The organism is Roseovarius confluentis, from assembly GCF_002917925.1.
GTDB lineage: Bacteria > Pseudomonadota > Alphaproteobacteria > Rhodobacterales > Rhodobacteraceae > Roseovarius > Roseovarius confluentis.
The window spans coordinates 87,964-113,139 of sequence record NZ_PPFE01000003.1; the positions used below are offsets into that span (position 1 = coordinate 87,964).

Annotated in this window: 26 protein-coding genes; 18 read left to right on the plus strand and 8 right to left on the minus strand. The window is 62.6% G+C overall.

Annotated elements, in window-relative coordinates:
* Positions 1-95 precede the first annotated feature (95 nt).
* Both hrcA and C2I35_RS08445 read left to right on the plus strand, forming a co-directional pair.
* Positions 96-1,160 carry a heat-inducible transcriptional repressor HrcA gene (gene hrcA, locus C2I35_RS08440; RefSeq protein WP_103762984.1) on the plus strand — a complete coding sequence of 355 codons (1,065 nt, stop codon included), beginning with the start codon at positions 96-98 and terminating at the stop codon, positions 1,158-1,160.
* A gap of 9 nt (positions 1,161-1,169) precedes the next feature.
* A complete protein-coding gene (locus tag C2I35_RS08445; protein WP_103762985.1) occupies positions 1,170-1,736 on the plus strand; it encodes a nucleotide exchange factor GrpE in 567 nt (188 codons plus the stop codon).
* Between the two features lie 5 nt (positions 1,737-1,741).
* Here the strand turns inward: C2I35_RS08445 and mutS are convergent, their stop codons facing one another.
* Positions 1,742-4,360, minus strand: a complete 2,619-nt coding sequence (mutS, locus tag C2I35_RS08450; RefSeq protein WP_103762607.1) for a DNA mismatch repair protein MutS — start codon at positions 4,358-4,360, stop codon at positions 1,742-1,744.
* A 154-nt stretch (positions 4,361-4,514) separates the two neighbouring features.
* On the opposite strand from mutS, the gene C2I35_RS08455 reads away from it, so the two are divergent.
* Positions 4,515-5,387 (plus strand): ribokinase, encoded by an 873-nt coding sequence (locus C2I35_RS08455; RefSeq protein WP_103762608.1) that lies wholly within the window; start codon positions 4,515-4,517, stop codon positions 5,385-5,387.
* Here C2I35_RS08455 and msrA read toward each other — a convergent pair.
* Entirely contained in the window at positions 5,384-6,046 is a 663-nt protein-coding gene (gene msrA / locus C2I35_RS08460) for a peptide-methionine (S)-S-oxide reductase MsrA (protein WP_103762609.1), read from the minus strand. The two genes, C2I35_RS08455 and msrA, sit on opposite strands and share 4 nt — an antisense overlap.
* Before the next feature lie 181 nt (positions 6,047-6,227).
* On the opposite strand from msrA, the gene C2I35_RS08465 reads away from it, so the two are divergent.
* The gene (locus C2I35_RS08465; RefSeq protein ID WP_103762610.1) at positions 6,228-7,136 is read left to right on the plus strand and encodes a D-amino acid aminotransferase; all 909 of its coding nucleotides are present in this window, start codon (positions 6,228-6,230) and stop codon (positions 7,134-7,136) included.
* On the plus strand, positions 7,136-7,867 hold the full coding sequence (locus tag C2I35_RS08470; protein WP_103762986.1) for a sulfotransferase-like domain-containing protein: 732 nt from the start codon (positions 7,136-7,138) through the stop codon (positions 7,865-7,867). The genes C2I35_RS08465 and C2I35_RS08470 overlap by 1 nt, the downstream gene beginning before the upstream one ends.
* Before the next feature lie 131 nt (positions 7,868-7,998).
* Here the strand turns inward: C2I35_RS08470 and C2I35_RS08475 are convergent, their stop codons facing one another.
* Positions 7,999-9,225 carry an argininosuccinate synthase gene (locus tag C2I35_RS08475; protein WP_103762611.1) on the minus strand — a complete coding sequence of 409 codons (1,227 nt, stop codon included), beginning with the start codon at positions 9,223-9,225 and terminating at the stop codon, positions 7,999-8,001.
* Positions 9,226-9,332: 107 nt separating this feature from the next.
* Between C2I35_RS08475 and ilvA the strand changes: the two genes are divergently transcribed.
* Positions 9,333-10,568 carry a threonine ammonia-lyase IlvA gene (gene ilvA / locus C2I35_RS08480; protein ID WP_103762987.1) on the plus strand — a complete coding sequence of 412 codons (1,236 nt, stop codon included), beginning with the start codon at positions 9,333-9,335 and terminating at the stop codon, positions 10,566-10,568.
* Here the strand turns inward: ilvA and C2I35_RS08485 are convergent.
* Entirely contained in the window at positions 10,560-10,892 is a 333-nt protein-coding gene (locus tag C2I35_RS08485; RefSeq protein WP_103762612.1) for an Hpt domain-containing protein, read from the minus strand. The two genes, ilvA and C2I35_RS08485, sit on opposite strands and share 9 nt — an antisense overlap.
* A gap of 186 nt (positions 10,893-11,078) precedes the next feature.
* On the opposite strand from C2I35_RS08485, the gene C2I35_RS08490 reads away from it, so the two are divergent.
* Complete coding sequence (locus tag C2I35_RS08490; RefSeq protein ID WP_103762988.1) at positions 11,079-12,308, plus strand: PP2C family protein-serine/threonine phosphatase; 1,230 nt, start codon at positions 11,079-11,081, stop codon at positions 12,306-12,308.
* On the opposite strand, the gene C2I35_RS08495 is transcribed toward C2I35_RS08490, so the two are convergent.
* The gene (locus tag C2I35_RS08495; protein ID WP_103762613.1) at positions 12,283-12,723 is read right to left on the minus strand and encodes an NUDIX hydrolase; all 441 of its coding nucleotides are present in this window, start codon (positions 12,721-12,723) and stop codon (positions 12,283-12,285) included. The two genes, C2I35_RS08490 and C2I35_RS08495, sit on opposite strands and share 26 nt — an antisense overlap.
* Before the next feature lie 92 nt (positions 12,724-12,815).
* Between C2I35_RS08495 and hslO the strand changes: the two genes are divergently transcribed.
* From hslO to C2I35_RS08525, 6 genes are all read left to right on the plus strand, one after another.
* Positions 12,816-13,811, plus strand: a complete 996-nt coding sequence (hslO, locus tag C2I35_RS08500; RefSeq protein WP_103762614.1) for an Hsp33 family molecular chaperone HslO — start codon at positions 12,816-12,818, stop codon at positions 13,809-13,811.
* Positions 13,801-14,418, plus strand: a complete 618-nt coding sequence (locus tag C2I35_RS08505) for a CoA pyrophosphatase (RefSeq protein ID WP_103762615.1) — start codon at positions 13,801-13,803, stop codon at positions 14,416-14,418. The genes hslO and C2I35_RS08505 overlap by 11 nt, the downstream gene beginning before the upstream one ends.
* Positions 14,402-15,559, plus strand: coding sequence for a CCA tRNA nucleotidyltransferase (locus C2I35_RS08510; protein ID WP_103762616.1), 1,158 nt, complete (start codon positions 14,402-14,404; stop codon positions 15,557-15,559). The genes C2I35_RS08505 and C2I35_RS08510 overlap by 17 nt, the downstream gene beginning before the upstream one ends.
* 170 nt (positions 15,560-15,729) lie before the next feature.
* Positions 15,730-17,571, plus strand: a complete 1,842-nt coding sequence (locus tag C2I35_RS08515) for an ABC transporter ATP-binding protein (protein WP_103762617.1) — start codon at positions 15,730-15,732, stop codon at positions 17,569-17,571.
* Positions 17,572-17,574: 3 nt separating this feature from the next.
* Complete coding sequence (locus tag C2I35_RS08520; RefSeq protein WP_103762618.1) at positions 17,575-18,798, plus strand: class I SAM-dependent RNA methyltransferase; 1,224 nt, start codon at positions 17,575-17,577, stop codon at positions 18,796-18,798.
* Between the two features lie 78 nt (positions 18,799-18,876).
* Positions 18,877-19,386, plus strand: a complete 510-nt coding sequence (locus C2I35_RS08525; RefSeq protein ID WP_103762619.1) for a L,D-transpeptidase family protein — start codon at positions 18,877-18,879, stop codon at positions 19,384-19,386.
* A gap of 10 nt (positions 19,387-19,396) precedes the next feature.
* Here the strand turns inward: C2I35_RS08525 and dalA are convergent, their stop codons facing one another.
* On the minus strand, positions 19,397-19,912 hold the full coding sequence (dalA, locus tag C2I35_RS08530) for a divisome-associated lipoprotein DalA (RefSeq protein WP_103762620.1): 516 nt from the start codon (positions 19,910-19,912) through the stop codon (positions 19,397-19,399).
* Positions 19,913-20,081: 169 nt separating this feature from the next.
* Between dalA and C2I35_RS08535 the strand changes: the two genes are divergently transcribed.
* On the plus strand, positions 20,082-20,672 hold the full coding sequence (locus C2I35_RS08535; protein WP_103762621.1) for a L,D-transpeptidase: 591 nt from the start codon (positions 20,082-20,084) through the stop codon (positions 20,670-20,672).
* A 247-nt stretch (positions 20,673-20,919) separates the two neighbouring features.
* On the opposite strand, the gene hemH is transcribed toward C2I35_RS08535, so the two are convergent.
* Positions 20,920-21,981 carry a ferrochelatase gene (gene hemH / locus C2I35_RS08540; protein ID WP_103762622.1) on the minus strand — a complete coding sequence of 354 codons (1,062 nt, stop codon included), beginning with the start codon at positions 21,979-21,981 and terminating at the stop codon, positions 20,920-20,922.
* 60 nt (positions 21,982-22,041) lie between these two features.
* A complete protein-coding gene (locus C2I35_RS08545; RefSeq protein WP_103762623.1) occupies positions 22,042-22,857 on the minus strand; it encodes a methyltransferase domain-containing protein in 816 nt (271 codons plus the stop codon).
* Positions 22,858-22,904: 47 nt separating this feature from the next.
* Here C2I35_RS08545 and C2I35_RS08550 point away from each other — a divergent pair, with 47 nt between their 5' ends.
* The 4 genes from C2I35_RS08550 to C2I35_RS08565 are packed head-to-tail and all read left to right on the plus strand — an operon-like array spanning position 22,905 to position 25,169.
* Positions 22,905-23,603, plus strand: coding sequence for a double zinc ribbon domain-containing protein (locus C2I35_RS08550; RefSeq protein WP_103762989.1), 699 nt, complete (start codon positions 22,905-22,907; stop codon positions 23,601-23,603).
* Positions 23,604-23,638: 35 nt separating this feature from the next.
* Positions 23,639-23,896, plus strand: a complete 258-nt coding sequence (grxC, locus tag C2I35_RS08555) for a glutaredoxin 3 (RefSeq protein ID WP_103762624.1) — start codon at positions 23,639-23,641, stop codon at positions 23,894-23,896.
* A complete protein-coding gene (locus tag C2I35_RS08560; protein ID WP_103762625.1) occupies positions 23,893-24,723 on the plus strand; it encodes a carbon-nitrogen hydrolase family protein in 831 nt (276 codons plus the stop codon). Before grxC ends, C2I35_RS08560 begins: the two co-directional genes overlap by 4 nt.
* Positions 24,714-25,169 (plus strand): MarR family winged helix-turn-helix transcriptional regulator, encoded by a 456-nt coding sequence (locus C2I35_RS08565; protein ID WP_245890454.1) that lies wholly within the window; start codon positions 24,714-24,716, stop codon positions 25,167-25,169. Before C2I35_RS08560 ends, C2I35_RS08565 begins: the two co-directional genes overlap by 10 nt.
* Positions 25,170-25,176: the final 7 nt, after the last annotated feature.

Below are 25,176 nucleotides of genomic sequence, written 5' to 3' on the forward strand. Positions count from 1 at the left end.
TTCGGGATACAGGCGACCGAAACCTGATAGCAACCCCGATTGACCTTTTCGGCAAGCCGTTATTAATGGCACTTCACGGGGTGACAGAAATGAAGATGGATAACGCGCGACAGATCCTCGAAGAGATGAACGACCGCTCGCGGGAAGTGTTTCGGCGGGTTGTCGAAGGGTATCTCGCCACCGGCGATCCTGTGGGGTCGCGTACGCTGACCCGCGACATGAGCGAGAAAGTGTCCGCGGCGACTATTCGAAATGTGATGCAGGACCTCGAGTACCTTGGGCTGCTGGACAGCCCTCATGTCTCGGCCGGGCGCGTCCCGACGCAGCAGGGCCTCAGGATGTTCGTCGACGGACTGCTGGAGGTCAGCGACCTTGAACTGAATGATCGGGAGAAGATCGACGCGACGTTGGGCTCCAACTCGGATGACGTCAGTCTTGCGCTGGATCGGATCGGCTCTGCTCTTTCTGGTGTGACACAGGGCGCCTCGCTGGTTTTGGCGCCGAAGCGCGAAGCGCCGATCAAGCATATCGAGTTCGTCGCGCTGGGCCACGATAGAGCGCTGGTTGTTCTGGTTTTCGCCGACGGGCATGTCGAGAACCGTATCTTCCATCCGCCGCCGGGACAGACGCCAAGCTCGATGAGAGAGGCGGCAAATTTTCTGAATGCCCTGATCGAGGGAAAAACACTTTCCGATGTCCAGACGGTCATCGCCAAAGAGATCGACAATCGTCGCCAGGAAATCGACGGACTTGCGCATCAATTGGTCGAAAGTGGGCTGGCCGTATGGGAGGGCGAGGCTGACAGTTACGAGAGGTTGATCGTGCGGGGGCGTGCGAATCTGATCAACTCAGAGGTTGAACAGGAGGACCTTGACCGGATGAAAACCCTGTTCGACGACCTTGAACGGAAACGAGACATCGCAGAATTTCTCGAATTGACCGATCAAGGCGAGGGTGTGCGCATTTTTATCGGGTCAGAGAACAAACTTTTCTCACTTTCGGGTTCCTCTTTGGTGGTCTCTCCATATATGAACGCTGATCGTAAGATCGTGGGCGCGGTCGGTGTGATTGGTCCGACGCGCTTGAACTACGGTCGAATTGTTCCAATCGTGGATTACACCGCGCAGCTTGTCGGAAAGCTGATCGCGGACCGAAAGTAGAGGATGAGCATGGCACAGTCGAAAGAAGACCCGTTTCTGGACGACGTGGAGCAAGCGGAAGAAGAAGAGCACGCTGCAATGACCGAAGAAGACGCTCCGGAAAGCCCGGAGCATCAAATCGAGGCGCTGCGGGCTGAGCGTGACGCGTTCCAAGACAAGTTCATGCGGGCCCTTGCCGATGCCGAAAACGCCCGGAAACGGGCTCAGCGGGAGCGCACGGAAGCCGAGAATTATGGCGGGTCGAAGCTGGCCCGGGATATTTTGCCGGTCTACGACAACCTGAAGCGTGCGGTCGAGACCGTGACCGACGAACAGCGCAAAGAAGCGGCGGCTCTGATCGAAGGTGTCGAGCTGACAATGCGCGAACTGGTCAACGTGTTTTCCAAGCACGGTATTCAGGTGATCGATCCCCAAGTGGGCGACAAGTTCGACCCGAAACAGCACGAGGCAATGTTCGAGGCGCCTGTGCCCGGCACCAAGGCGGGTGAGATCATCCAGGTTTCGGCACAGGGCTTCATGTTGTACGACCGTATCTTGCGCCCGGCGCAGGTGGGCGTTTCTTCCTTTTCAGGCTGACGCTCTCAGAGATCGCGAGACAAACCTTTCAGCTCGTAGAGCAGATCCAAAGCCTCTTTGGGGCTAAGGTGATCCGGTTGAATTTCTTTTAGCCGCGCGTCGACCACTGAGTCTTTTGACACAGGTTGGGGTGCGGGCGGCGGGGACGCGGCAAAAAGAGGCAGATCGTCGATCAAGGCGGCACGCTTGCCGCCGCCCTCGCGCTCGCCCTTTTCCAAAGCATCCAGAACGACGCGGGCGCGCTCAACTACAGCGGCGGGCAAACCGGCCAGCTTCGCCACCTGCACGCCATAGCTGCGATCCGCTGCGCCACGCCGGACCTCGTGCATGAAGATCACGTCGCCCTCATGCTCTTTAACAGCGACGGTGGCATTATCCACGCGCTCCAGCTTGTCGCTCAGCCGTGTCAGTTCGTGGTAATGCGTAGCGAAAAGGGCGCGGCAGCGGTTGGTTTCATGAAGATGCTCCAACGTCGCCCACGCGATGCTGAGCCCATCGTACGTGGCCGTGCCACGGCCAATCTCGTCCAGGATCACCAGCGCCTTGTTGTCAGCCTGGTTCAGAATGGCCGCGGTTTCCACCATTTCGACCATGAAAGTGGAGCGGCCACGGGCCAGATCGTCAGAGGCGCCGACGCGGCTGAACAGTTGGCTGACAAGCCCGATATGCGCCCTTGTTGCCGGAACGTAACTGCCCATCTGGGCGAGAACTGCGACAAGAGCATTCTGGCGCAGGAAGGTCGATTTACCGGCCATGTTCGGCCCGGTCAGCAGCCAGATATCGCTGATCTCGCCGAGAGCGCAGTCATTCGCGATGAAAGGTGCCCCGCCTTGCGATCGGAGGGCTGCCTCGACAACAGGGTGACGGCCCGCTTCGATGTCGAGCGCGCGGCTTTCATCGACCTTGGGGCGGCACCAGTGTTCGGCCCGGGCGAGATCGGCAAGGCCGGCGGCGAGGTCGAACTCGGCCAGTGAGCGTGCCGCTAGCGATACGTCTCCGGACCGCTCCAGAATCGCGCGCTTCAGGGTGTCATAGAGCCGTTTTTCAATCTCCAACGCCCGACCGCCTGCGTTGAGAATGCGGGTTTCCATCTCGCTGAGCGGAACGGTGGTGAACCGGACCTGGTTCGCGGTGGTCTGGCGATGCTTGAAGGTTTCGTTGAGCGGCTCTGACAGCATCTTGTCGGCGTGGGTGGCGGTGACTTCGACGAAATAACCCAGAACGTTGTTATGTTTGACCTTCAGGCTTTGAATCCCGGTCGTCTTTGCATAATCCGCCTGCATTCCGGCGATGACGCTACGCCCCTCGTCGCGCAGCTTGCGCGCCTCGTCCAACTCGGTGTCATAGCCGTCGGCGATAAAGCTTCCGTCGCGGGCGAGCAAAGGCGGCTCGGCGATCAGGGCTTCATCGAGCAGGTCGAGCAGCTCATCGTGGCCGGTCAGCGCCAAAGACACTTCCTGAAGCGGTTTTGGCAGGTCCTGTCCCTCAAGCATCCGCGCAACCTCGGCGCTTTGCGCGAGGCCGTTACGAATGGCAGCGAGGTCGCGGGGGCCGCCCCGGTCGAGCCCGAGACGCGACAAGGCCCGGTCAAGGTCGGGAACCTTGCGCAGCGCTTCGCGCAGATCCTGAGAGAACCGTGCATTCTGAACCATGAACTCCACGCAATCGAGGCGATCCTGAACCACATGCAGAACGCGGCTGGGGCTGGAGATGCGCCGCTCGAGCAAGCGACCGCCCCCGGCGGTTACCGTACGGTCGATGCAAGACAGAAGCGAGCCCGCCCGCCCGCCGGTCAGTGACTGGGTCAGTTCCAGATTTCGACGCGTGGCGGCGTCGATCTGAATGACACGCGCCTCGTTCTCGCGCACGGGTTTTTGCAGGAGCGGCAGCTTTCCCTTCTGCGTGATTTCCAGGTACTCGGCGATCGCGCCCATTGCGGCGATTTCTGCGCGTTCGAACTGACCGAAGGCCTCGAGCGTGTTGACGTCGAACAAAGAACAGAGCCGCCTTTCGGCGCCTGCGCTGTCAAATGCCGAGCGGCCGAGCGGGGTGATCGAGATGCCATGTTCCTCGGTGATGTCACGAATGTCGGCTTCGTCACTATCGGCCACGATCAGTTCACTGGGCGCAAGGCGGGCGAGCTCAGGCGACAGGCGCGGGCCGGCCAGCGGCATGACATGAAACGCGCCGGTCGAGATATCGACCCAGGCCAAAGCAGAGCTTTCACGTATCTTCGCGAATGCGGTCAGAAAGTTGTGGCGGCGCGCCTCGAGTAGACTTTCCTCGGTCAGCGTTCCGGGGGTCACCAGGCGCACCACGTCACGTTTGACCACGGATTTCGAGCCGCGCTTCTTGGCCTCGGCGGGGTCTTCCATCTGCTCGCAGACGGCAACGCGAAAGCCCTTGCGTATAAGGGTAAGAAGGTAGCCCTCGGCGGAATGTACGGGCACGCCGCACATGGCGATATCTTCGCCCAGATGCTTGCCGCGCTTGGTAAGGGCGATATCCAGCGCCTCGGCGGCGGCAACGGCGTCTTCAAAAAAAAGCTCGTAGAAATCACCCATGCGGTAGAACAGAAGTGCGTTCTGGTACTGTGCTTTCAGTTCCAGATATTGCGCCATCATCGGCGTCACGGTTGTTGTCGTGGATGCCACATTGCCCCCTATAGGCTTTGGCCGGCAGCTTACAAATCGCGGGCAGGGGGTGAAAGGCAAAAGCGAAGCAAGGCTTGAAAACTGCGCCCATGCGCGGAAGCTGTGAAAAGCGATGGAGGGGCGAATGATCTTCAACCTGGGCTCTGTGAATACCGACTACGTCTATCTGGTGCCGCACCTGCCGCAGCCGGGCGAGACGCTGGCGGCGGCGTCGATGTCGGTCGAACTGGGCGGCAAAGGCGCCAACATGTCGGTAGCGGTTGCAAAAGCGGGAGGACGCGTGCGCCACATAGGTGCGGTGGGACCAGATGGCGCCTGGGCCAAATCGCGGTTGGCCGAGTACGGCATAGACGTGGAACATATTAAAAAGATCGATGTGCCGACGGGTCACGCGATCATCAACGTCGATCCGCAGGGCGAAAATGCCATCGTGATCTTTCCCGGCGCCAATCATGAGCAATCGCACCAAGGGATTGCCGTGGCCTTGGCGGAGGCGGGTGCGGCTGATCTTCTGGTGCTTCAGAACGAAACCAATGGCACGGCGTTTGCCGTGGCGCAAGCGCGGGAACGGGGATTGAGGGTGATGTATGTACCTGCGCCCTATGATGAGAAGGCGGTAATCGGGTTACTTCCGCACGCGCATATCCTGGTGTTGAACGAAGTCGAATTCGGCCAGATGGTGCAGGCCACGGGGCGGGATGTAGCAACGCTTGGAGTACCGACCATCGTCGTGACACGCGGGGCGCAAGGGGCCCTTCTGCTGGAGGAAAGCTCTGGCTGGTCGGAACGGAATTTCCCGGCACCGAAGGTTGACGCGGTTGATACGACAGGCGCGGGAGACACGTTCGCTGGATATCTGGCCGCCGGGCTGGACTCCGGCTATTCGGCCGAACACGCGGTGGAGCGCGCCGTTTTCGCGGCGGCGTTGAAGGTCACGCGGCGCGGGACGGCGGAGGCTATTCCGTCCTTGGCCGAGGTTCAGGCCTTCGTCGATTAAGAGCCGACGAACGGCGCGTTGTCGCCCCAAAGCTGGCGGATGCGTTCGTCGCGGCCACAGGCCTCGCGATATGCCTTGTAGGCTTTGGCCTGGGTCTTCGGGCCGAAGCGCGTGATGATCAGGCGGTCGCCCTTGTAGTAATCCTGATGATAGTTTTCCGCCTCGTAGAAGTTCGACGCGGACAGGATCGGGGTGACAATATCTTGGCCGAGGGTAGCGGCGGCCTTGGCCTTGGCAGTCTTCGCCGCTTGTTCTTCGGCGGCACCGTCGGCAAAGATCGCGGTGCGATAGCTGTCGCCACGGTCGCAGAACTGGCCGCCGGCATCGGTCGGATCGACCGAGCGGAAAAACAGCGACAAGAGTTCCTCGCGGCTGACTTGTGCCGGATCGTATTCGATCTGCACCGCCTCGTAATGGCCCGTTCCGCCGCGCACGACCTGCTTGTATGTGGGGTTATCCACGGTGCCGCCGGTGTATCCCGATACGACTTCGCTGACGCCCTCGACGGATTCGAAATCCGCCTCGACGCACCAGAAGCAACCGCCCGCCACCGTAAGCGTTTCGGTTTCTGCGGCCTTGGCGGCGTTGGTCTGGACGCCAAAGCCGATGACGATGGATATGGCGAGCACGGTCGCCTTGATGTTACGCAGATGGTTCATGGCACAGCCTCCCTTTGCCTGAGGTCAAACTGCCGCGTTTGTGCAACTGTTCCAACTCACCTGCTTGTGAGGTCACGGGGCGGTGAAGCGAATTTATCTCTTGGCACCGAAATGGCCTGTTCCTAGCGTGGGCTGAAACAAATCGCGGGGGTGGTTTGTAACAAAGTGAAAGGCGACAGGCATGGCAGAGCATCAGACGACACACCAAGCAGAAGAGGATGCGCGAAACGAGGACATCCTGATCTGGCTGAACGGGCGGATTGTGCCCAAGGCCGAGGCGGTCGTCAGTGTCTATGACAGCGGGTTCATGCTGGGCGATGGAGTGTGGGAGGGTTTGCGACTGTATAACGGGACGTGGGCTTTCGTAGACGAGCATCTTGATCGGTTGTTCGAAGCGGCAAAGGCGATTGACCTCGATATTGGCCTGACGCGGCAACAGGTCTTGCAGGCGCTTCTGGACACGCGGACCGCCAACGAGATGACGACGGACGCGCACGCCCGCCTGATGGTGACGCGGGGCATCAAGACCCGGCCGTTTCAACACCCCAGCCTGTCGCGGCAAGGACCGACGATCACGATCATCATGGAGCATTCGCGCCCCAAGATCGCGCGGCCCATACGGCTGGCCACGGTGCCGCATATCCGGGGCTTGCCGATGACGCAGGACCCGAAGCTGAATTCCCATTCCAAGCTCAACTGCATCCTGGCGTGCATCGCCGCGGAAAAAGCGGGTGCAGACGAAGCCCTGATGCTGGATGTGCATGGGTTCGTGAACACGACTAATGCCTGCAATTTCTTTATCGTTCGTAAAGGGGCCGTTTGGACCTCGACCGGGGACTACTGCATGAACGGGATCACGCGGCAGAAGGTGATCGACCTGTGCCGGGAAAGTGACATCCCGATCTACGAGCGGAATTACTCTCTGGTGGACACCTATGGTGCGGACGAAGCATTCCTGACCGGCACATTCGGCGCGCAGACACCGGTGAGCGAGATCGATGGGCGGCCCATTGGCGACGGCGAGGCCGGGCCGGTGACGCGAAAGATCCAGGGGCTGTACAGGGACCTGATCGCGAAGGAATGCGCCTGATGCGGATCGCGATGTGGTCGGGGCCGCGAAACCTGTCGACGGCGATGATGTATTCGTTCGCGGCGCGGGGCGATTGCGCCGTGATCGACGAGCCGTTCTATGCCGCCTACCTGACGATGACAGGGCTGGAGCACCCGATGCGGGACCAGATCATTGCCTCGCAGCCGAGCGACCCGGCAGATGTGGTCGCGGGTCTGATGGGGCCTATCCCACGGGGAAAGCAGCATTATTACCACAAGCATATGGCGCAGCACATGATAGACGGCATGCCGCGCGACTGGATCCGGGACGTGGTGAACGTGTTCCTGATCCGGCATCCGGCGCGGGTGGTGGCGAGTTTCTCGGCCAAGTACGAAAAACCCACGCTGGACGATATCGGGTTTCGCCAGCAGGCGGAGCTGTTCGACCAGGTCAAGGCGCTGGGCGGAGATCCGGTGGTTATCGACAGTGCGGATATACGGCGCGATCCGGAGGGGCACTTGCGGGCCTTGTGCGACCGGATCGGGCTGGACTGGACGCCGGACATGCTGCGCTGGCCCAAGGACGGGCACGCGGATGATGGGGTCTGGGCCAGTCACTGGTATGGGGCGGTACATGGCTCGACCGGGTTCGCATCGGCCGAGGGAGAGGTGCCGGAGTTGACCGGGTGGAAGGCGGATTTATCCGCCGCCGCAATGCCCTATTACGAGGCATTGCGCGGGGAAGCGGTTAAGGCGCCGTTACAGGGTTAATGGCCGAATCAGGGTCTGAAATGGCACGTCGGTAACGCGGCGGTATTTGAGTGGTATTGCGACGGTGCCATTTTCGCGGTACCCCGTGGTAAACGGGCCGAACGTTCGTCGGCCCGCTTGGGCTGCGTTGCTTAACCTTTCAGTCGGCGGTTGCGGGCAGCCAGAAGTTTCAGACGAAGCGCGTTCAACTGGATGAAGCCAGCGGCGTCTTTCTGATCGTAAGCGCCGGCGTCTTCCTCGAAGGTCACGTGCGCCTCGGAATAGAGCGAGTGATCGGACCAGCGGCCGACGCAGGTGGCCGACCCTTTATAGAGCTTCAGTCGGACGGTGCCGGTGACGTGTTCCTGGCTTTTGTCGATGGCGGCTTGCAGCATCTCGCGCTCGGGGCTGTACCAGAAGCCGTTGTAGATGAGCTCGGCATAGCGCGGCATCAGGCTGTCCTTGAGGTGGCCTGCGCCGCTGTCGAGGGTGATCTGTTCGATGCCGCGATGCGCCTCGAGCAGGACCGTGCCGCCGGGCGTCTCGTAGATGCCGCGGGACTTCATGCCGACAAAGCGGTTTTCCACGAAGTCGAGCCGGCCGATGCCGTGCTTTCCGCCAAGCTCGTTCAGCTTGGTCAGGATCGTGGCCGGCGACATCGCCTCGCCATTGATCGAGACGGCGTCACCTTTCTCGAACCCGATCTCGACGAGTTCGGGCATGTCGGGCGCATCCTCGGGGTTGGTGGTGCGCTGGTAGACATAGTCGGGCGCCGGCTCGGCGGGGTCTTCCAGCACCTTGCCCTCGGACGAGGTGTGCAAAAGGTTGGCGTCGACGCTGAACGGCGCCTCGCCGCGCTTGTCCTTGGCGATGGGGATCTGGTTCTTCTCGGCGAACTCGATCAGGCGGGTGCGCGAGGTCAGGTCCCATTCGCGCCAGGGGGCGATGACCTTGATATCGGGGTTGAGCGCGTAGGCAGCCAGTTCGAACCGGACCTGGTCATTGCCCTTGCCGGTGGCGCCGTGGGCGACGGCATCGGCGCCGGTCTCTGCCGCGATCTCGACAAGGCGCTTGGAGATCAGCGGGCGCGCGATGGAGGTGCCGAGCAGGTACTGGCCCTCGTACAAAGCGTTGGCGCGGAACATCGGGAAGACGAAGTCGCGGACGAATTCCTCGCGGATATCCTCGATGTAGATATTGTCGGGGTTGATACCGAGGAGTTCGGCCTTCTTGCGGGCCGGGTCAAGCTCCTCGCCCTGGCCGAGATCGGCGGTGAAGGTCACGACCTCGCAGCCATATTCGGTTTGCAGCCACTTGAGGATGATCGACGTATCGAGGCCGCCGGAATAGGCCAGCACGACTTTCTTGGGCGCGGACATCTTGGTACCCCTTTGCATGATGTTGCAGGGGCGATTACCGGGTTTTCACAGGCGGGGCAAGGCGGCGGAGGCTTGTCATGCGGGTCGTGATGGGCGAAGGACGAGGCATGAGCGATTTCAGAACCCAAGCCCGGGCCGCCGAGGCCGAAATGCGCGCCGTCTTCGAGCCGACGCCGTTGCAGCGCAATGCGCACCTGTCCGACAAATACGGCGCGGAGGTGTATCTGAAGCGGGAGGATCTGAGCCCGGTTCGGTCATACAAGCTGCGCGGTGCGTTCAACGCGATGCGCAAGGTGATGGCGGCGGGTGAGGATGCGCCGGTGTTCGTTTGTGCCAGCGCGGGTAACCATGCGCAGGGCGTGGCGTTCATGTGTCGGCATTTCGGGGTGAAGGGCGTGATCTTCATGCCGGTGACGACGCCGCAGCAGAAGATCGGGCAGACGCGCAAGTTCGGCGGCGATGCCGTGACGATCCGCATGGTTGGAGACTATTTCGACGATACGCTGGCGCAGGCGCAGGCCTATTGCAGCGATGTGGGCGGGCATTTCCTGTCGCCGTTCGATGATGAGGATGTGATCGAAGGGCAAGCCTCGGTCGCGGTGGAGATCGAGGCGCAGCTGGGCGCGGTGCCCGACCGGATCGTGCTGCCGGTCGGTGGCGGCGGGCTGTCGTCGGGTGTGCGCAGTTACTTCGGGTCGGAGGCGAACATGGTGTTCGTGGAGCCGGTGGGCGGGGCCTGCCTTGCGGCGGCTTTGCAGGCCGGTGCGCCGGTGCGGTTGAAGTCCGTGAACACCTTTGCCGACGGGGCCGCGGTGGCGCAGATCGGGGCGCGGACGTTTGCGCGATTGCGCGATGTCGATCCGGCCAATGTGGTCGCCGTGGCCGAGGATCGGGTCTGCACCACGATGCTGGAAATGCTGAACATCGAGGGCATGGTGCTGGAACCGGCAGGCGCGCTGGCGGTGGATGCGTTGAAGGATCTCGACATCAGCCCCGGCGAGACGATCGTCTGCGTGACCTCGGGCGGGAATTTCGATTTCGAGCGTCTGCCGGAGGTGAAGGAACGGGCGCAGCGGTTCGCGGGGCTGAAGAAATATTTCGTGCTGCGGATGCCGCAACGGCCCGGGGCGCTGAAGGATTTCCTGACCATTCTTGGACCCGACGACGATATCGCGCGGTTCGAGTACTTGAAGAAGTCTGCGCGCAACTTTGGTTCGGTCCTGATCGGGATCGAGACCAGCGATGCCGCGAATTTCGAGCGGATCGAGGCGGAAATGACCGCGGGCGGGTTCGAGCATCGCGACATCACCAATGACCAGATCCTGGCGGAATTCCTAATCTGAGGCGAGGTGCGGCAGCGCGCCCAGGAACTTGGTTTTGGACGAGGTGTAGGTCTCGACGATATTGGCGAGGTCGATATCGGAGGCGTCGCCGCGAGCGGCCGTGAGCTCGACATCCTTACAGAGCCTGGAAAAGTCATCGAAGCCGAGGTTGAGCGCGCTGCCCTTGAGGAAATGCAGCTTGGCCTCGAGCGTTTCGGGGGCCGGGTTGGTGCGAAGCTCGGCAATCTCTTCCTCGACCTCTTCGAGGAAGATCTCGACCACCTCGTCGAAATCCTCGGCCCCGATTTCGTCGCGGAGCTGGGTGACGCGGTTCCAATCGATCATGGCATCCTCCTTGGACTTGAACGCTAGGCGCGGCGAATTAAGGGCGGGTGAAGAATGTGGGCGAATTAGACGGCATTTTAGGCTTCACATGGCATTAAGAGGCGCGTGCTTGCATATGGGCGAAAACGCATAGGCAAGACCGTGTCGGCCCACCCCAGCAAGGCGATAGACCCGCCGCCCGATCAGATGAGCATCCGCCGTGTGCTGGTTGTGGATGACAGCCGGTTGCAGCGGCGCATCATCACCGCGGCCCTGTCGCGGCTGGGGCTGGACGTGGCCGAGGCCGGATCGGGAACCGAGGCGCTTGCCATTTGCGAAGCGGTGCCGCCGGACCTTGTGATCAGTGACTGGATGATGCCCGGGATGAACGGGCTGGAGCTGTGCCGCGCGTTCCGGGCGCTGCCGCGGGAGGATTACGGGTATTTCATCCTCGTCACCTCGAAAAGCGAGAAGGAAGAGGTGGCGCTGGGCCTGGAGGCCGGGGCGGACGATTTTCTGACCAAGCCGATCAACCCCGGTGAGCTGCGCGCAAGGATCGCGGCAGGGGACCGGATCGTGCGGATGCAGCGGGAATTGAGCGAGACAAACCGGCTGGTGCGCGAAACGCTGGAAGAGCTGCAGGGCCTATACGAATCGCTCGACAATGACCTGATCGAGGCGAAAAAGCTGCAACAGTCCCTGATTTCAGAGCGGTTCAGGGACCTTGGGCCGGCCCAGGTGTCGTTGCTGTTGCGCTCGGCGGCGCATGTGGGGGGCGACCTTGTGGGGGTCTTTCCGGTCAGCGAGACGCGGATCGGCCTGTATGCGATCGACGTGTCGGGGCATGGTGTGAGTTCGGCACTGATGACCGCAAGGCTGGCGGGGTACCTTTCGTCCACGTCGCCCGAGCAGAACGTGGCGCTGGCGCAAGGGCCGGACGGGTTTCTGCCACGGCCGCCCGACGAGGTGCTGGCGGACCTGAACCAGATGTTTCTGGGTGAAATAGAGACTGAATTGTACTTTACGATGTTGCTGGCCGATGCGGACCTGGCGACCGGGCGCGTGACCATGGCACAGGCAGGGCATCCGTGCCCGGCCATCCAGCGCGCCGATGGGCGGGTCGAGATCGAAGGCCCCGGGGGATTGCCCGTGGGGCTGATCGACGGCGCAACCTATGAGCGGTTCGACGTGCAGCTTTATCCCGGTGATCGGTTGCTCCTGCATTCCGACGGGGTGGACGAATGCGTGGATGGCACGGGCAGGCTGTTGGGCGAGGACGGGGTGCGGCGCATCCTGCAGGAGTTGCGGCAGACCGAAGGCATGGCGTTTCTGGAATCGGTGATCTGGAAACTGGCAGAGTATGCCGGGCGGGACGATTTCGACGATGACGTGTCGGCGGCGTTGCTGGAGTTCAAGCCAGTCGGAAAAGTGCCCTGACGAAATGCCTGTCGCCCGGATTGCCGACGTGACGTGCGGCGGTTTCCGGATCCGCGAAAAAGGCGGTATGGCCCGGCTCGGACGGCGCGGAGAGCGGCCGGACCGGACGGGCGTGGTAGATGATGCAGATCTTGTCGGCCCAGAGATCGTATTCCGGCATGTAGACGAAGCGCCGGAAGGAGCCCAGCCGCTGGGGCGAAGCGATGCGCCAGCCGGTTTCCTCGAACACTTCGCGATGCAGCGCTTGCAGGGGCGATTCGCCGGGGTCGATGCCGCCGCCGGGCAGTTGCATCTCGGGCTTGGGCTCTTCCTGCCAGGTCAGGAGCAGTTTTCCGTTGCGCGGCAGGATGGCGTAGGCGCCGGGACGCGCGGTGTAGCGGATATCTGGCCTTGGCGGCTTGCCGAAGCGTCGCATGGCGGGCCCCCCTTGGAGTATGCCTTGTTGCGCATATATAGTCGCGATATGCCAAGAACGGGCGCCCAAGAAAACCCCCTTAAGGATACGCGATGACACTCGGCCAGAAGATCGCCTGGGACGATACCGTCCTGCCATTTCAATTGGACCAATCGGACGTGCGCGGCCGCGTGGTGCGGCTGGACGGTGTGCTGGATGGTGTGCTGAAGCAGCATGACTATCCCGCGCCGGTCGAGGCGCTGATCGCCGAAATGGCGCTGATGACGGCGCTGATCGGCCAGACGATCAAGCTGCGCTGGAAGCTGTCGTTGCAGGTACAGTCGCAAGGCCCGGTGCGGATGATCGCCACCGATTACTTTGCGCCGGAGAACGAGGGCGAGGCCGCGTGGATCCGCGCCTATGCCAGTTTCGATCCTGATGGGATTACCGACGCGCCCGCGTTCGAGCAGTTGGGCGACGGGTATTTCGCGGTGATTTTGGACCAGGGCCAGGATACCGCGCCTTATCAGGGGATCACGCCGATTGCGGGCGAGCGGCTGAGTGACTGTGCCGAGGCGTATTTCGCGCAGTCGGAACAACTGCCGACGCGGTTCGCGCTGAGCTATGGACGGTCGACCGAGCGCGATGGGCGCGAACATTGGCGCGCCGGTGGCGTGTTGCTGCAACTGATGCCCAAGGCGTCGCCCTTCGCCACGGGCGGCGGTAGCGGCGAGGACGGATTGTTGCAGGCCTCGGATATCCTGGACGAGGACAGCGAAGAGAACTGGAACCGGGTGAACACCCTGTTGGACACGGTGGAAGACCTCGAGCTGATCGGGCCTTCGGTGTCGTCCTCGGACCTGCTGGTGCGGTTGTTCCACGAGGAGGTGCCGCGGGTGTTCGACGTTCAGGCGGTGCGGTTTGGATGTACCTGCTCGGAAGAGAAGGTACGTAGCAGCCTGTCGATCTATTCGGCCAAGGATATTGCGACGATGACGACCGAAGAGGGCATCGTGACCGCCGATTGCCAGTTCTGCGGCGCACATTATGCGATGGACCCCAAGACGCTGGGGTTCGAGGCCGAAGCGCAGGACGGCGATGAAGAGTGACCTTGTCGCGACCCTGCGCGCAGCGTTGCAGGGCGAAATGGCGCCGTCGTCGGATTACGACCTGAACCCGGACGTGGTTTTGCCGGAGGGGCGCAAGCTGCGGCCCGCCGGCGTTCTGGTGCCGATCGAGGTGACGGAGACGGGCGCAAGGCTGTGGCTGACCAAGCGGTCCTCGGCCTTGCAGCATCACCCCGGGCAAGTGGCCTTTCCCGGCGGCAAGCAGGAAGAGGGTGACGCCGATATTGTTGCTGCCGCGCTGCGCGAGGCGCACGAGGAAATCGGGCTGGCACCGGGCATGGTGGAGGTCATGGGCACGTTGCCGCCGCACGAGACGGTGACGAGTTTCCACGTGACGCCGGTGATCGGGGTGATCTCGGAGCCGTTTTCGCCGGTGCCCGAGGCGGGCGAAGTGGAGGAAGTGTTCTCGGTTCCCTTGGATCACGTGTTGGAATTGGGCCGGTTCAGGGTCGAATCCCGGCGCTGGCGCGGGACGCGGCGGCACTATTTCGCGGTACCCTACGGGCCCTACTATATCTGGGGCGCGACCGCGCGAATGTTGCGCGCGATGGCCGAGGCTGTACGTTTGCAGCATGATGCTGACAGGTGACTGGATCGATGCGCGCGAGACGCAGGATGTGTGCCGGATGCTGGAGGCAGCCGGGCACCGGGCGTTGATGGTCGGCGGCTGCGTACGCAACGCGCTGTTGGGCGTGGCGGTGAATGACATCGACATCAGCACCGATGCGCGGCCCGAGGTCGTGGTCGCGCTGGCCGAGGCGGCTGGAATGAAGGCGGTGCCGACGGGCATTGAGCATGGCACGGTGACGGTGGTCTGCCGGGGTGTGCCGTTCGAGGTAACGACCTTTCGCAAGGACGTGGAAACGGACGGTCGGCGCGCCGTGGTCGTCTTTGCCGATGATGTGGAAAGCGATGCGCGGCGGCGGGATTTCACGGTGAACGCGCTGTATGCGACGCGAAAGGGCGCGGTGATCGACCCGCTGGACGGGCTGCCTGATATCGAAGCGCGGCGCATTCGGTTCATCGACGATGCCGAAACGCGGATTCGGGAAGATTACCTGCGTATCCTGCGGTTTTTCCGGTTTCACGCCGCTTATGGCGACCCTGCCGAGGGGTTGGACCCGGATGGTCTCGCGGCCTGCGCGGCGCTGGCGGACGGGATCGACGGGCTATCGAAAGAGCGGATCGGGGCGGAGATGGGCAAGCTTTTGGCCGCGCAGGACCCTGCGCCGTCGGTGGCGGCGATGCGGCAGGCGGGGGTGCTGGCGCATGTTCTGCCCGGTGCCGATGACCGGGCCCTGGCGCCGCTGGTGCACCTGGAAGAGAAGCATGAGGTCTCAGCCGAAGCCGCGCGGCGACTGGCAGCATTGGGTGGGGAAAACCCCGTCGAGGCGCTGCGGCTGAGCCGCAAGGACGCGCGGCGGCTGGAGGTTTTGCGCGACGAGGCCGCGGGTACGCAAACACCCGAGGCGCTGGGCTATTTCCACGGTGCGCAGACGGCGCGGGATATCGTGCTGTTGCGCGCCGCCCTATTCGAGATGCCGGTTCCGCGTGATGCTTTCGCTGCCGCAGACTTGGGCGCGAACGCGGTCTTTCCTGTCAGCGCGCAGGACTTGATGCCGACGCTGGAAGGTCCGGCATTGGGCAAGGCGTTGAAAACGCTGGAGGACGCGTGGATCGCGTCGGGCTTCACGCTTGACCGGCAGGCGCTGCTGAGCCTCGCGACATGAAAGGGTCATTTGACTTCGCCGGGGTTTGGCGGCATCTTGCCCGCACCACATGGAGGTTGAGACATGTTTATCGGGGATTTTGAACGCTCATAAGCGCCGGATCGCAGGAGTGATCCCGTGCGCGGCGTCGCGCCCCTTTGCCATGTCTTTCCCTTCGCGGAGTTCCCTCCATGTTCAAGCTTTTCGAAAATCTGGTTGATCCCTATGTGCCGTACGAAGAGACGGACAGGCCGCCGACGCGCCTGTGGCCGTTCATGCGGCTATACATGGCGCCGTTTCGCCGGGTGTTCTGGATGGCCGGGATCATGTCGGTGGTGGTGGCTGCCATCGAGATCTGGCTGATCTATTACATGGGACGGATCGTCGATATCCTGGCGGGCGACCCGATGGAGGTGTGGGAGCAATACGGCACCGAGATCATCGTGGTGGCGGTCTTCATCCTTCTGATCCGACCCGCGATACAGGCGTTCGACGTGATGTTGCTGAACAACACGATCCTGCCGAATTTCGGCACGCTGATCCGCTGGCGGGCGCACAAGCATGTGCTGCGGCAGTCGGTGGGATGGTTCGAGAACGACTTTGCCGGACGGATCGCCAACCGGATCATGCAGACCCCGCCCGCGGCGGGCGAGGCGGTGTTCCAGGCGTTCGACGCCATCGCCTTTTCCATCGCTTACATCATCGGGGCGGGCATATTGCTGAGCGATTCCGATCCGCGACTGATGCTGCCCCTGATCGGGTGGTTGGCGTTGTATGGCTTGCTGGTGCGCTGGACGGTGAAGCGGGTGCAGCCGGCGTCCAAGGCGGCGTCGGATGCGCGGAGCCTTGTGACGGGGCGGGTGGTGGATGCCTATACCAACATTCATTCGGTGAAGCTCTTTGCGCACAACACGCGCGAGGTGGAATACGCCAAGGACGCCATCGAACACGCGCGGCAGACGTTCCAGAACGAGATGCGGATCTACACGGTGATGGACGTGGTCCTGACGCTGCTGAACGGCCTGTTGATCGTGGCGGTGGTGGGTTGGGCCATGTGGTTGTGGATGCAGGGGCAGGCGAGTGTCGGCGTGGTGGCCGCGGCGACGGCGCTGACCCTGCGACTGAACGCGATGACCGGGTGGATCATGTGGGCGCTGACTTCTTTCTTTCGGCAACTGGGTGTCGTGGCCGAGGGGATGGAGACGATTGCCCAACCAATTACGCTGGTGGATTCAAAAGAAGCAAAGCCGTTGGATATGCAGGAAGGCCGGATCGAGCTGCGCGAGCTGTCGCATCATTTCGGGCGTGACAGCGGCGGGTTGGACCGGATTTCGCTGAGCATTCGTCCGGGCGAGAAGATCGGGCTGGTCGGCCGGTCCGGGGCCGGGAAATCGACCCTGGTCAAGCTGCTTTTGCGGTTTTACGACGCCGAGAAGGGTCAGATCCTTATCGACGGGCAGGATATTTCCCAAGTGACTCAGGACAGTTTGCGCGACCGGATCGGGATGGTGCAGCAGGACAGTTCGTTGCTGCACCGCTCGGTGCGGGACAACATCCTCTATGGCAAGCCCGAGGCAAGCGAGGCGCAGATGCTGGAGGCCGCGAAGAAGGCCGAGGCGCATGAGTTCATCTTAGACCTGGCGGATCCGCAGGGGCGCATGGGCTATGACGCGCATGTGGGGGAACGGGGTGTGAAGCTGTCGGGCGGGCAACGGCAGCGGATCACGCTGGCGCGGGTGATCCTGAAGGATGCGCCGATCCTGTTGCTGGACGAAGCGACCAGTGCGCTGGACAGCGAGGTCGAGGCAGCGATACAGGAGACGCTCTATGGCATGATGGAGGGCAAGACCGTGATCGCGATTGCCCACCGCCTGTCGACGATTGCGCAGATGGATCGCATTATCGTGCTGGATCAGGGTCGAATTGTCGAGGAAGGCGGCCATGCCGAACTGCTGGCGCAGGGCGGGCTTTATGCCCGGTTCTGGAGCCGTCAGTCGGGCGGGTTCATCAATGCGGACGAAGCGGCGGAGTAAGGCATGTCCGAGTTTGTGATCGAGCGGTTGGGCCATCTGGGTGACGGGATTGCCGAGGGGCCGGTCTATGTGCCCGGCGCCCTGCCCGGCGAGCGTGTGGCCGGGACGCTTGAGGGCAACGTGCTGCGCGAGGTCAAGATCGTGGAGCCTTCGGGGACTCGGGTGAAGGCGCCGTGCCGACATTACAAGTCCTGTGGCGGGTGCCAGTTGCAGCATGTGGATGATGCTTTCCTTGCCGAGTGGAAGACGGGGATCGTGCGCGAAGCGCTGGCGGCGCAGGGGATCGAAACCGAGTTGCGCGAGATCGCGGTATCCCCTGCGAATGCGCGACGCAGGGCCGGGTTTTCGGCGCGGCGTACCAAGAAGGGTGCGACGGCGGGGTTTCACGCCAAGGGATCGGACCTGATCGTCGAATTGAGCGAATGCCACGTGGTGGTGCCCGAATTGCTGGAGGGCGCAAGGGTGGCGCAGGAGCTGGCCCGGATCGGCACCAGCCGCAAAGGCGAGTTGAGCGTTTCGGTCACGCTGTCGGAGGCGGGGTTGGATCTGCGTGTGGAGGGCGGCAAACCGCTGGACGGTCCGCTGCGGATCGCTCTGGCGCAACTGGCCGAGAGTGAAGACCTGGCGCGGCTGGCCTGGGACGATGAAACCGTGGTCACCCGGCGACCGCCGATACAGCAATTTGACGGGATCGCCGTGACGCCGCCACCAGGGGCGTTCTTGCAAGCAACGAAGGACTCGGAGCGTCTGTCACAGGAGGAGGTTTCGGCAATTTTGGCCGGAACAGAGCCTGTTATCGACCTGTTTGCCGGCTGTGGCACCTTTGCCCTGCCGCTGGCGCGCGCGCGAGCGGTCCACGCCGTCGAAGGCAGCGCGGCGATGACCCGTGCGCTGGATGAAGGATGGCGGCACAGTGAGCGGTTGAAGAAGGTCACGGTCGAGGCGCGGGACCTGTTCCGTCAGCCGATCATGGCCGAAGATCTGAAACGTTTCGGTGGTGCCGTGATCGACCCGCCACGCGCCGGGGCCGAGGCGCAGTGCCGCGAGCTGGCCGAAGCGCAGGTGCCGGTGATCGCCTATGTCTCCTGCAACCCGGTGACCTTCGCGCGCGATGCAAAGATATTGGCGCAGGCGGGCTATGAGGTGGAGTGGGTGCGGCCGGTCGACCAGTTCCGGTGGTCGGTCCATGTTGAGCTTGTGGCCGCAATCCGCCACAAAATAAGCTGATCGGGGCAAATTTGAAATGACGTGGCGGGTCTGACGCGGTAAAAGGCTGTCAGGGACAGGCAACAGGTTTATCGAGCAATGAATCGCAGGAATTTCGTACTTCTGTCGGTCGCCAGCGCGTTTCTGGCGGCCTGTGGATCCAAGTTCAAATCTTACAATGGGCCCGAGGTGACTCAGGTTCTGATCAGCAAGAGCCGGCGGCGGATGTATCTTTTCCACCACAACGAGGTGCTGAAGGCGTATGACGTGGACCTTGGTTTTACCGCTGCGGGGCACAAGCAGTTCGAGGGTGACGGCAAGACGCCGGAGGGCGATTACACGATCGATCGGCGCAATCCGAACAGTTCGTTCCACCTGTCGCTGGGTATTTCGTATCCCAACGAGGCCGACCGCGCCTTTGCCGAGGCGCAGGGGAAGAAACCTGGTGGAGATATCTTTATCCACGGAGAGCCCAATGATCTGGGCTGGGTACGCAAGCGGCGTTTGGGCCGAGACTGGACCGCCGGGTGCATTTCCGTGCGAAACAAGGAAATTGAAAAGATCTATGCGATGGTGCGAAACGGCACCCCGATCCGCATTACGCCGTGATGGGCTGGGCTTACTTGCCCATCACCATCGTCCACCAGATCTTGCCGTTGCGCTCTTGCTCCCAGGAAAAGCCCATTTGCCGGGCGTCCGGCGCCATGATGACCTGCTTGGTCGACGGCTCGTCCATCCAGGCAGTCAGGGTTTCCAACTCGGTCTCGTAGGTTTCCGAGATGTTTTCGCCGACAAGCTCGCCGCCATAGCCAACGCGGCGAACGCGGTCGATCGGAGAGGAGCCGTCGGAGCCGAAATGCCAGGGGCGGTTCTGGACCGACATGTCGCGTGAATGCGTGGCGGCGGCGGCGTTGAGTTGAGCGTTCAGTTGAACGGCAGGCCGCCCGGCCGCCTGGCGCAGGGCGTTGACCGCGTCGAGCATCCGGTACTGGATTTCGGCGGTCTGGCCCGAGCGGATGCGATAAACTTGGGGCACCGGTTCGCCATTGGGGCCGACAGTGGTTTGCGGCGGCGGCGGGGCGCAGGCCGACAAGAACACAAGTGCGGAAACCAGCAGGCCGAAAATACGCGTCATCAGTGTCTACCACCCAGAAGTTCGTTCGACTCGCTCCTTAGCGCGGCTTGCGTGGTGTTTCAAACCCACAACCGCGTCAGGTGGGCGAATGTTGCCGGTTTGATTTGCGACTGAGACATTCGCGCCATATGATTCGGTCAGTTCCAAAGCAGACAGTTGGAAAACAGACATGTCCATTGATCTTAAAAATACTTTCAGTCGGCGCGCTTTCCTGGTCGGAACCGCCGCAAGCCTGGGCGCGCCTGCCTTGGCGCAGACCGGCACGACCGAGATGGAAAGCGCGATTACCCAGACGGTACAGCGCAACATCTCGAGCTTTCGCGCTGCGGACTGGCGGCCGCATTTCAGCAGCTTGAGGAATGGCGCGATCCTGGTCGATATTTCGTCGCGCGCGTTGCATTTCTGGGACGAGGACGGGCAGACGAAGTTCTTGTTCCCGTCGAGCATCCCGATGTCCGAGGAATTGACCCGCCGTGGCCGGACGCGGGTGGTGCGCAAGGTCGAGGGCCCCGACTGGCGTCCGACGCCGTCGATGCTGAAGCGGAACCCGGACTGGCCGTCCTACGTGCCGCCGGGGCCGGACAACCCGCTGGGCACGCACGCGCTGTACCTGGGCTGGACCTATTACCGGATCCACGGCACCCATGACACGCGCAAGATCGGGCGGCGGTCGTCGAACGGGTGTATCGGGCTTTACAACGAGCACATCGCGCAGCTGTTCGCGCGGGCCAAGGTTGGTACGCAGGTTCTGGTGATCTGAGGCGGATTCCACTGGATTAGAGACGAATATAGGCAGCGTTTCGGCGCTGCCTTTTCTTTTGTTTGGAGGGTCAAGCTACTTCGCGCGGAGACAAGGCCGAAGGCCGCCGCGCGATCGCCAGACCGCCCCCCGGGCTGGCGATTGGCTGACACAGGCGCGTCGATCAAAAGTTCTGCGGAAGTGGCCGAAATAAACTGCGTCAAACCAATGTTGGGTCGCCATCCCGCGGTCTGGCAATCGCGCGGCTCTAGTCCAGCCAGCCCTTCAGGTTGTCCTCGATCACCGTGCTCAGCGCCTTGATGTGGGCGTCGCTGTCGTTGAGGCAGGGGATATAGAGGAACTCCTCGCCGCCGGCTTCCTCGAAGCTTTCCTTGATCTCTTCGTTGATCTCTTCCAGCGTCTCGATGCAGTCGGCGGAAAATGCGGGGGCGATGACGGCGATGTTCTTTTTGCCGTCCTCGGCCAGCTTGGCGACATGTTCGACCGTGTAGGGGCGCAGCCATTCCTCGGGGCCGAAGACCGACTGGAAGGTGGTTGTGATCTGGGTGTCGTCCCAGCCAAGCCGTTCTTTCAGCAGGCGCGTCGTTTTCTGGCACTGGCAGTGGTAGGGGTCGCCCTGTTTGAGATAACGCTGTGGCATCCCGTGATAGGAGACGACGAGGATCTCAGGCTTCGTTTCAGTCTCTGCATAGGCCTTTTCGACCGATTGGGCCAAAGCCTCGATATAAAGCGGATGCTCGAAATAGGGTTCGACCACGCGGGCGATGGGCTGCCAGGTTTCGTCCATCAGGGCGCGGAAGAACTGGTCGTTCGCGGTGGCGGATGTGGCGCCGGCATAATGCGGGTAGAGCGGGAAAAAGAGGATCCGGGTGCAGCCGGCCTCGACCAGTGCGCGGACCTTGGACTTGGTCGATGGGTTTCCGTAGCGCATGCAGAAATCGACCATGACGTTGTCGCCGTAGCGGGCCTGCAGCGCCTCGGACAGTTTTGTCGTCTGGTCCCGGGTGATGGTCATCAGGGGGCTTTCGCCCTTGTCCTCGTTCCAGATGGATTTGTAGGCCTCGCCGCTGGTAAAGGGTCGTTTCGACAGGATCACCAGTTGCAGCAGCGGCTGCCAGAGCCAGGGCGAATAGTCGATGACGCGGCGGTCCGACAGAAACTCGTTCAGGTAGCGCCGCATCGACCAGTAGCCATAATCGTCGGGCGTGCCGAGATTGGCGATCAGAACCCCCGTTTTCGGTTCCGGAATGGCCGGATGGTCGGACGGAGCATGGACAGGACAGGTCTTGTTCTTGGCGGCGTCAAACATGGGCGGGCGTCTTTTCTTGTCGGATTGGATCACGGACACATAAAGGATTGCAGTCGGTCGTCAATCTTTGAGCTTGGTCTCGGACGTGCCGAGCGCATCGGCGAGACGTGTTGTCGCGCTTCCGGGGCGGAGGGGCTGGGGTTGGTCTTCGGACGGGGCCCAGCCGGTGAGGGTGATAAGCTCGAACGTGGCGGGGATGCGGCCGTCGGGCGTGCTGAAAGAGCTGGCGTAGAGGTCGGCGGCGCGCAGGAGCACGTCGCGGCGGGTGAAATTGCGGGGCCGGGCGTCGAGCGCGTTGGCCTCGCCCATGGCGCGCAGGTCGTGCATCAGGGCGATGAGGCTTTCGTAGCTGACATCGAGCGGCAGGGTGTCGGCGACCGGAAGGGCGAAACCGGCGCGCTGCAGAAGCGCGCCAAGGTCGCGGATGTCGCCCATGGGCACGACCCGGGGTGAGAGACCGCCGCGCAGGTCGGATTCGGCCTGGGCCAGTACGGCACGCAGCTGGTGCAAGGTCTGGCCGCCGAAGAACACCGCGATGAAGAGGCCATCGGGGCGCAGGGCGCGGCGGGACTGGATCAGCTGGCCCACCGGGTCGTCGGCCCAGTGCAGGGACATGGCGTGCAGGATCAAGTCGCGTGATTCAGTCTCTAACGCGAGGGTTTCGGTATCCTCTACGATCTGCGCGTCGGGGAACGCGGCCTTCCATGGGTCGGGCAGGCCTGTGACGATGCTCGCATCCGTAAAGGATTTGTTAACGAAACTCAGCCGATCCTGTACCTCGTCGATCGCGGTCTCGTGCAAGAACAGCGCGGGGTCGCGGCTGGCTCGTTGGCGGTTGCGCTGAAGCGCGCGGCGATCGGTGAGGGTTCTGGTCATGGTGGCTAAATAGAGTGGCTTTCGAGGCAATTCAAACGGCGCTTCGCGTGGTCTATCCCCCGCGCTGCACGCTATGCGGCGGGTTGGTGGACAGCGAATTCGGCCTGTGCGGGCCGTGCTGGCGCGATACGCCGGTGCTGGCCGGGCTGGTCTGTGACCTGTGCGGCTGTCCCCTGCCCGGCGAGGAGTCGAGCGGGGACGCGCGGTGCGACGATTGCCTGCGCGTGGCGCGGCCCTGGCAGAAAGGGCGGGCGGCGCTTATCTACAAGGACAACGCGCGCAAGCTGGTGCTGGCTTTGAAACACGGTGACCGGCATGACGTGGTGCCGCTGGCGGCGACGTGGATGAAGCAGGCGGCGGGACCGCTGATGGTGCCGAATTGCCTTTTCGTGCCGGTGCCGTTGCACTGGACACGGCTGTTGAAACGGCGGTTCAACCAGTCGGCGCTGCTGGCGCAGGCGGTGGCGAAGGAGGTGAACGCGGCGTGGTGCCCCGATGTGATGGAGCGGGTGCGGCGCACGCCATCGCTGGACGGGATGGGCATGGAGGCGCGGTTCGCCACGCTGGACGCGGCCATAGGTGTGCGGCAGGGGCGTCGCGTGAGGATCCAGGGGCGTGTGGTGATATTGGTGGATGACGTGATGACCTCGGGCGCGACGCTGGCGGCTTGCGCAAGCGCCTTGTTGGCGGGGGGCGCGGCGGAGGTCAGGACACTGACACTGGCGCGTGTGGTCAAGTATGCTTAAGTAGGGTCCAACCACGGAAAGGATTGGACCCTGTCATGAGACCCGTTGAAATCTACACCTCGCAGCTTTGCGGATTTTGTCACGCGGCCAAGCGGTTGTTGTCGCAGAAGGGTGTGGACTACACCGAGATCGATGTGGGCCGGGAGCCCGAGAAGCGGGCGGAGATGACGCAGCGTGCGAAGGGCGGGCGGACGGTGCCGCAGATCTTCGTCGGCGATGTGCATGTCGGTGGCTGTGACGAGCTTTATGCGATGGACCGGGCGGGCAAGCTGGATGCGTTGCTGAAGGCATGAAAACGGCTCTGATACAGCTTAATACGTCCGATAGCCCCGACGACAACCTGCCGGTCACGCAGGGTTTTATCGACGAGGCGGCGGCGGGTGGCGCGGGGTTCGTGCTGACACCGGAAGTGACGAATTGCCTGTCGGCCAGCCGCACGCGGCAGAACGAAGTTCTACGCCACCAGGAGGACGATCCGACGCTGGCCGGACTGCGACAGCAGGCCGAGCGGTTGGGGATCTGGGTTTTGATCGGTTCGATCGCGGTCAAGACGCATGACGCGGATGGGCGGTTCGCCAACCGGTCTTTCCTGATCGATCCCAAGGGAGGGATCGCGGCGTGGTATGACAAGATTCACATGTTCGACGTGAAAGTGTCCGAGACCGAACAGTACCGGGAATCGGCCGGCTATCGCCCGGGCGACCGGGGTGTGACGGCGGAGACGCCGTTTGGCACTGTCGGCCTGACCGTATGCTATGACCTGCGGTTTCCCAAGCTTTACCGGCGGTTGGCGCAGGCTGGGGCGGAGATTTTGACCGTTCCGTCGGCCTTTGCGGTGCCCACGGGCGAGGCGCACTGGGAGACGTTGCTAAGAGCACGCGCAATCGAAACGGGATGTTATGTGCTTGCCCCGGCGCAAACCGGGCAACATTCGGCCACGCGGGGCAAGGAACGCCGGACTTATGGGCATTCGCTGGCCGTGGGGCCGTGGGGTGACGTATTGGCAGATGCCGGAACCGAGCCGGGTGTGGTATTCGTGGACGTGAACCGGGACGAGGTGGCCCAAGCGAGGGCACGGATACCGGCAGTAAACAGTGAGGTTGATATCACTTGGTCGTAACCACGGATAACACGCTGCATTCGATTGCCGTTTCGCTGTTCAGCGAGGTTCTGGCGAACGAGCAGTTGATCCGGAGCCGGTTGAGCCGGGTTCTGCCGAAAGGCATGGAGATCTCGCATTTCTCGGTGCTGAACCACCTGGCGCGGGCCAATGGCGAGCGGAGCCCGGCGCAGCTGGCCAAGAGTTTTCACGTCACGCGCGGGGCGATGACCAACACGCTGAGCAAGCTGGAATGGGCGGGTTATGTGCATATCCGGCCCGACTGGGACGATGCGCGGCGCAAGATGGTGTCGATCAGCCCGGCCGGTACACGCGCCCGGGATGCCGCGATTTCCGCGATCATGCCGCTGATCACCGAGGTGGTCGCAGAGTTGGGCGAGACCAATGTGCGCGCCACCCTGCCCGTTCTGCGCGAGATGCGGGCCAAGCTGTCGGACGAAAGCTAGACCCTAA

Coding starts and splice junctions, on each gene's coding strand:
- C2I35_RS08515 (WP_103762617.1), top strand. CDS start 15,730: ATGTTCAAGCTTTTCGAAAATCTGGTTGATCCCTATGTGCCGTACGAA.
- C2I35_RS08495 (WP_103762613.1), bottom strand. CDS start 12,723: ATGCGACGCTTCGGCAAGCCGCCAAGGCCAGATATCCGCTACACCGCG.
- C2I35_RS08525 (WP_103762619.1), top strand. CDS start 18,877: ATGAATCGCAGGAATTTCGTACTTCTGTCGGTCGCCAGCGCGTTTCTG.
- C2I35_RS08505 (WP_103762615.1), top strand. CDS start 13,801: ATGAAGAGTGACCTTGTCGCGACCCTGCGCGCAGCGTTGCAGGGCGAA.
- hslO (WP_103762614.1), top strand. CDS start 12,816: ATGACACTCGGCCAGAAGATCGCCTGGGACGATACCGTCCTGCCATTT.
- C2I35_RS08485 (WP_103762612.1), bottom strand. CDS start 10,892: ATGATCGATTGGAACCGCGTCACCCAGCTCCGCGACGAAATCGGGGCC.
- C2I35_RS08560 (WP_103762625.1), top strand. CDS start 23,893: ATGAAAACGGCTCTGATACAGCTTAATACGTCCGATAGCCCCGACGAC.
- C2I35_RS08445 (WP_103762985.1), top strand. CDS start 1,170: ATGGCACAGTCGAAAGAAGACCCGTTTCTGGACGACGTGGAGCAAGCG.
- C2I35_RS08490 (WP_103762988.1), top strand. CDS start 11,079: ATGAGCATCCGCCGTGTGCTGGTTGTGGATGACAGCCGGTTGCAGCGG.
- msrA (WP_103762609.1), bottom strand. CDS start 6,046: ATGAACCATCTGCGTAACATCAAGGCGACCGTGCTCGCCATATCCATC.
- C2I35_RS08545 (WP_103762623.1), bottom strand. CDS start 22,857: ATGACCAGAACCCTCACCGATCGCCGCGCGCTTCAGCGCAACCGCCAA.
- C2I35_RS08510 (WP_103762616.1), top strand. CDS start 14,402: ATGATGCTGACAGGTGACTGGATCGATGCGCGCGAGACGCAGGATGTG.
- grxC (WP_103762624.1), top strand. CDS start 23,639: ATGAGACCCGTTGAAATCTACACCTCGCAGCTTTGCGGATTTTGTCAC.
- C2I35_RS08520 (WP_103762618.1), top strand. CDS start 17,575: ATGTCCGAGTTTGTGATCGAGCGGTTGGGCCATCTGGGTGACGGGATT.
- ilvA (WP_103762987.1), top strand. CDS start 9,333: ATGAGCGATTTCAGAACCCAAGCCCGGGCCGCCGAGGCCGAAATGCGC.
- C2I35_RS08465 (WP_103762610.1), top strand. CDS start 6,228: ATGGCAGAGCATCAGACGACACACCAAGCAGAAGAGGATGCGCGAAAC.
- hrcA (WP_103762984.1), top strand. CDS start 96: ATGGATAACGCGCGACAGATCCTCGAAGAGATGAACGACCGCTCGCGG.
- C2I35_RS08535 (WP_103762621.1), top strand. CDS start 20,082: ATGTCCATTGATCTTAAAAATACTTTCAGTCGGCGCGCTTTCCTGGTC.
- C2I35_RS08455 (WP_103762608.1), top strand. CDS start 4,515: ATGATCTTCAACCTGGGCTCTGTGAATACCGACTACGTCTATCTGGTG.
- mutS (WP_103762607.1), bottom strand. CDS start 4,360: ATGATGGCGCAATATCTGGAACTGAAAGCACAGTACCAGAACGCACTT.
- C2I35_RS08470 (WP_103762986.1), top strand. CDS start 7,136: ATGCGGATCGCGATGTGGTCGGGGCCGCGAAACCTGTCGACGGCGATG.
- C2I35_RS08475 (WP_103762611.1), bottom strand. CDS start 9,225: ATGTCCGCGCCCAAGAAAGTCGTGCTGGCCTATTCCGGCGGCCTCGAT.
- dalA (WP_103762620.1), bottom strand. CDS start 19,912: ATGACGCGTATTTTCGGCCTGCTGGTTTCCGCACTTGTGTTCTTGTCG.
- hemH (WP_103762622.1), bottom strand. CDS start 21,981: ATGTTTGACGCCGCCAAGAACAAGACCTGTCCTGTCCATGCTCCGTCC.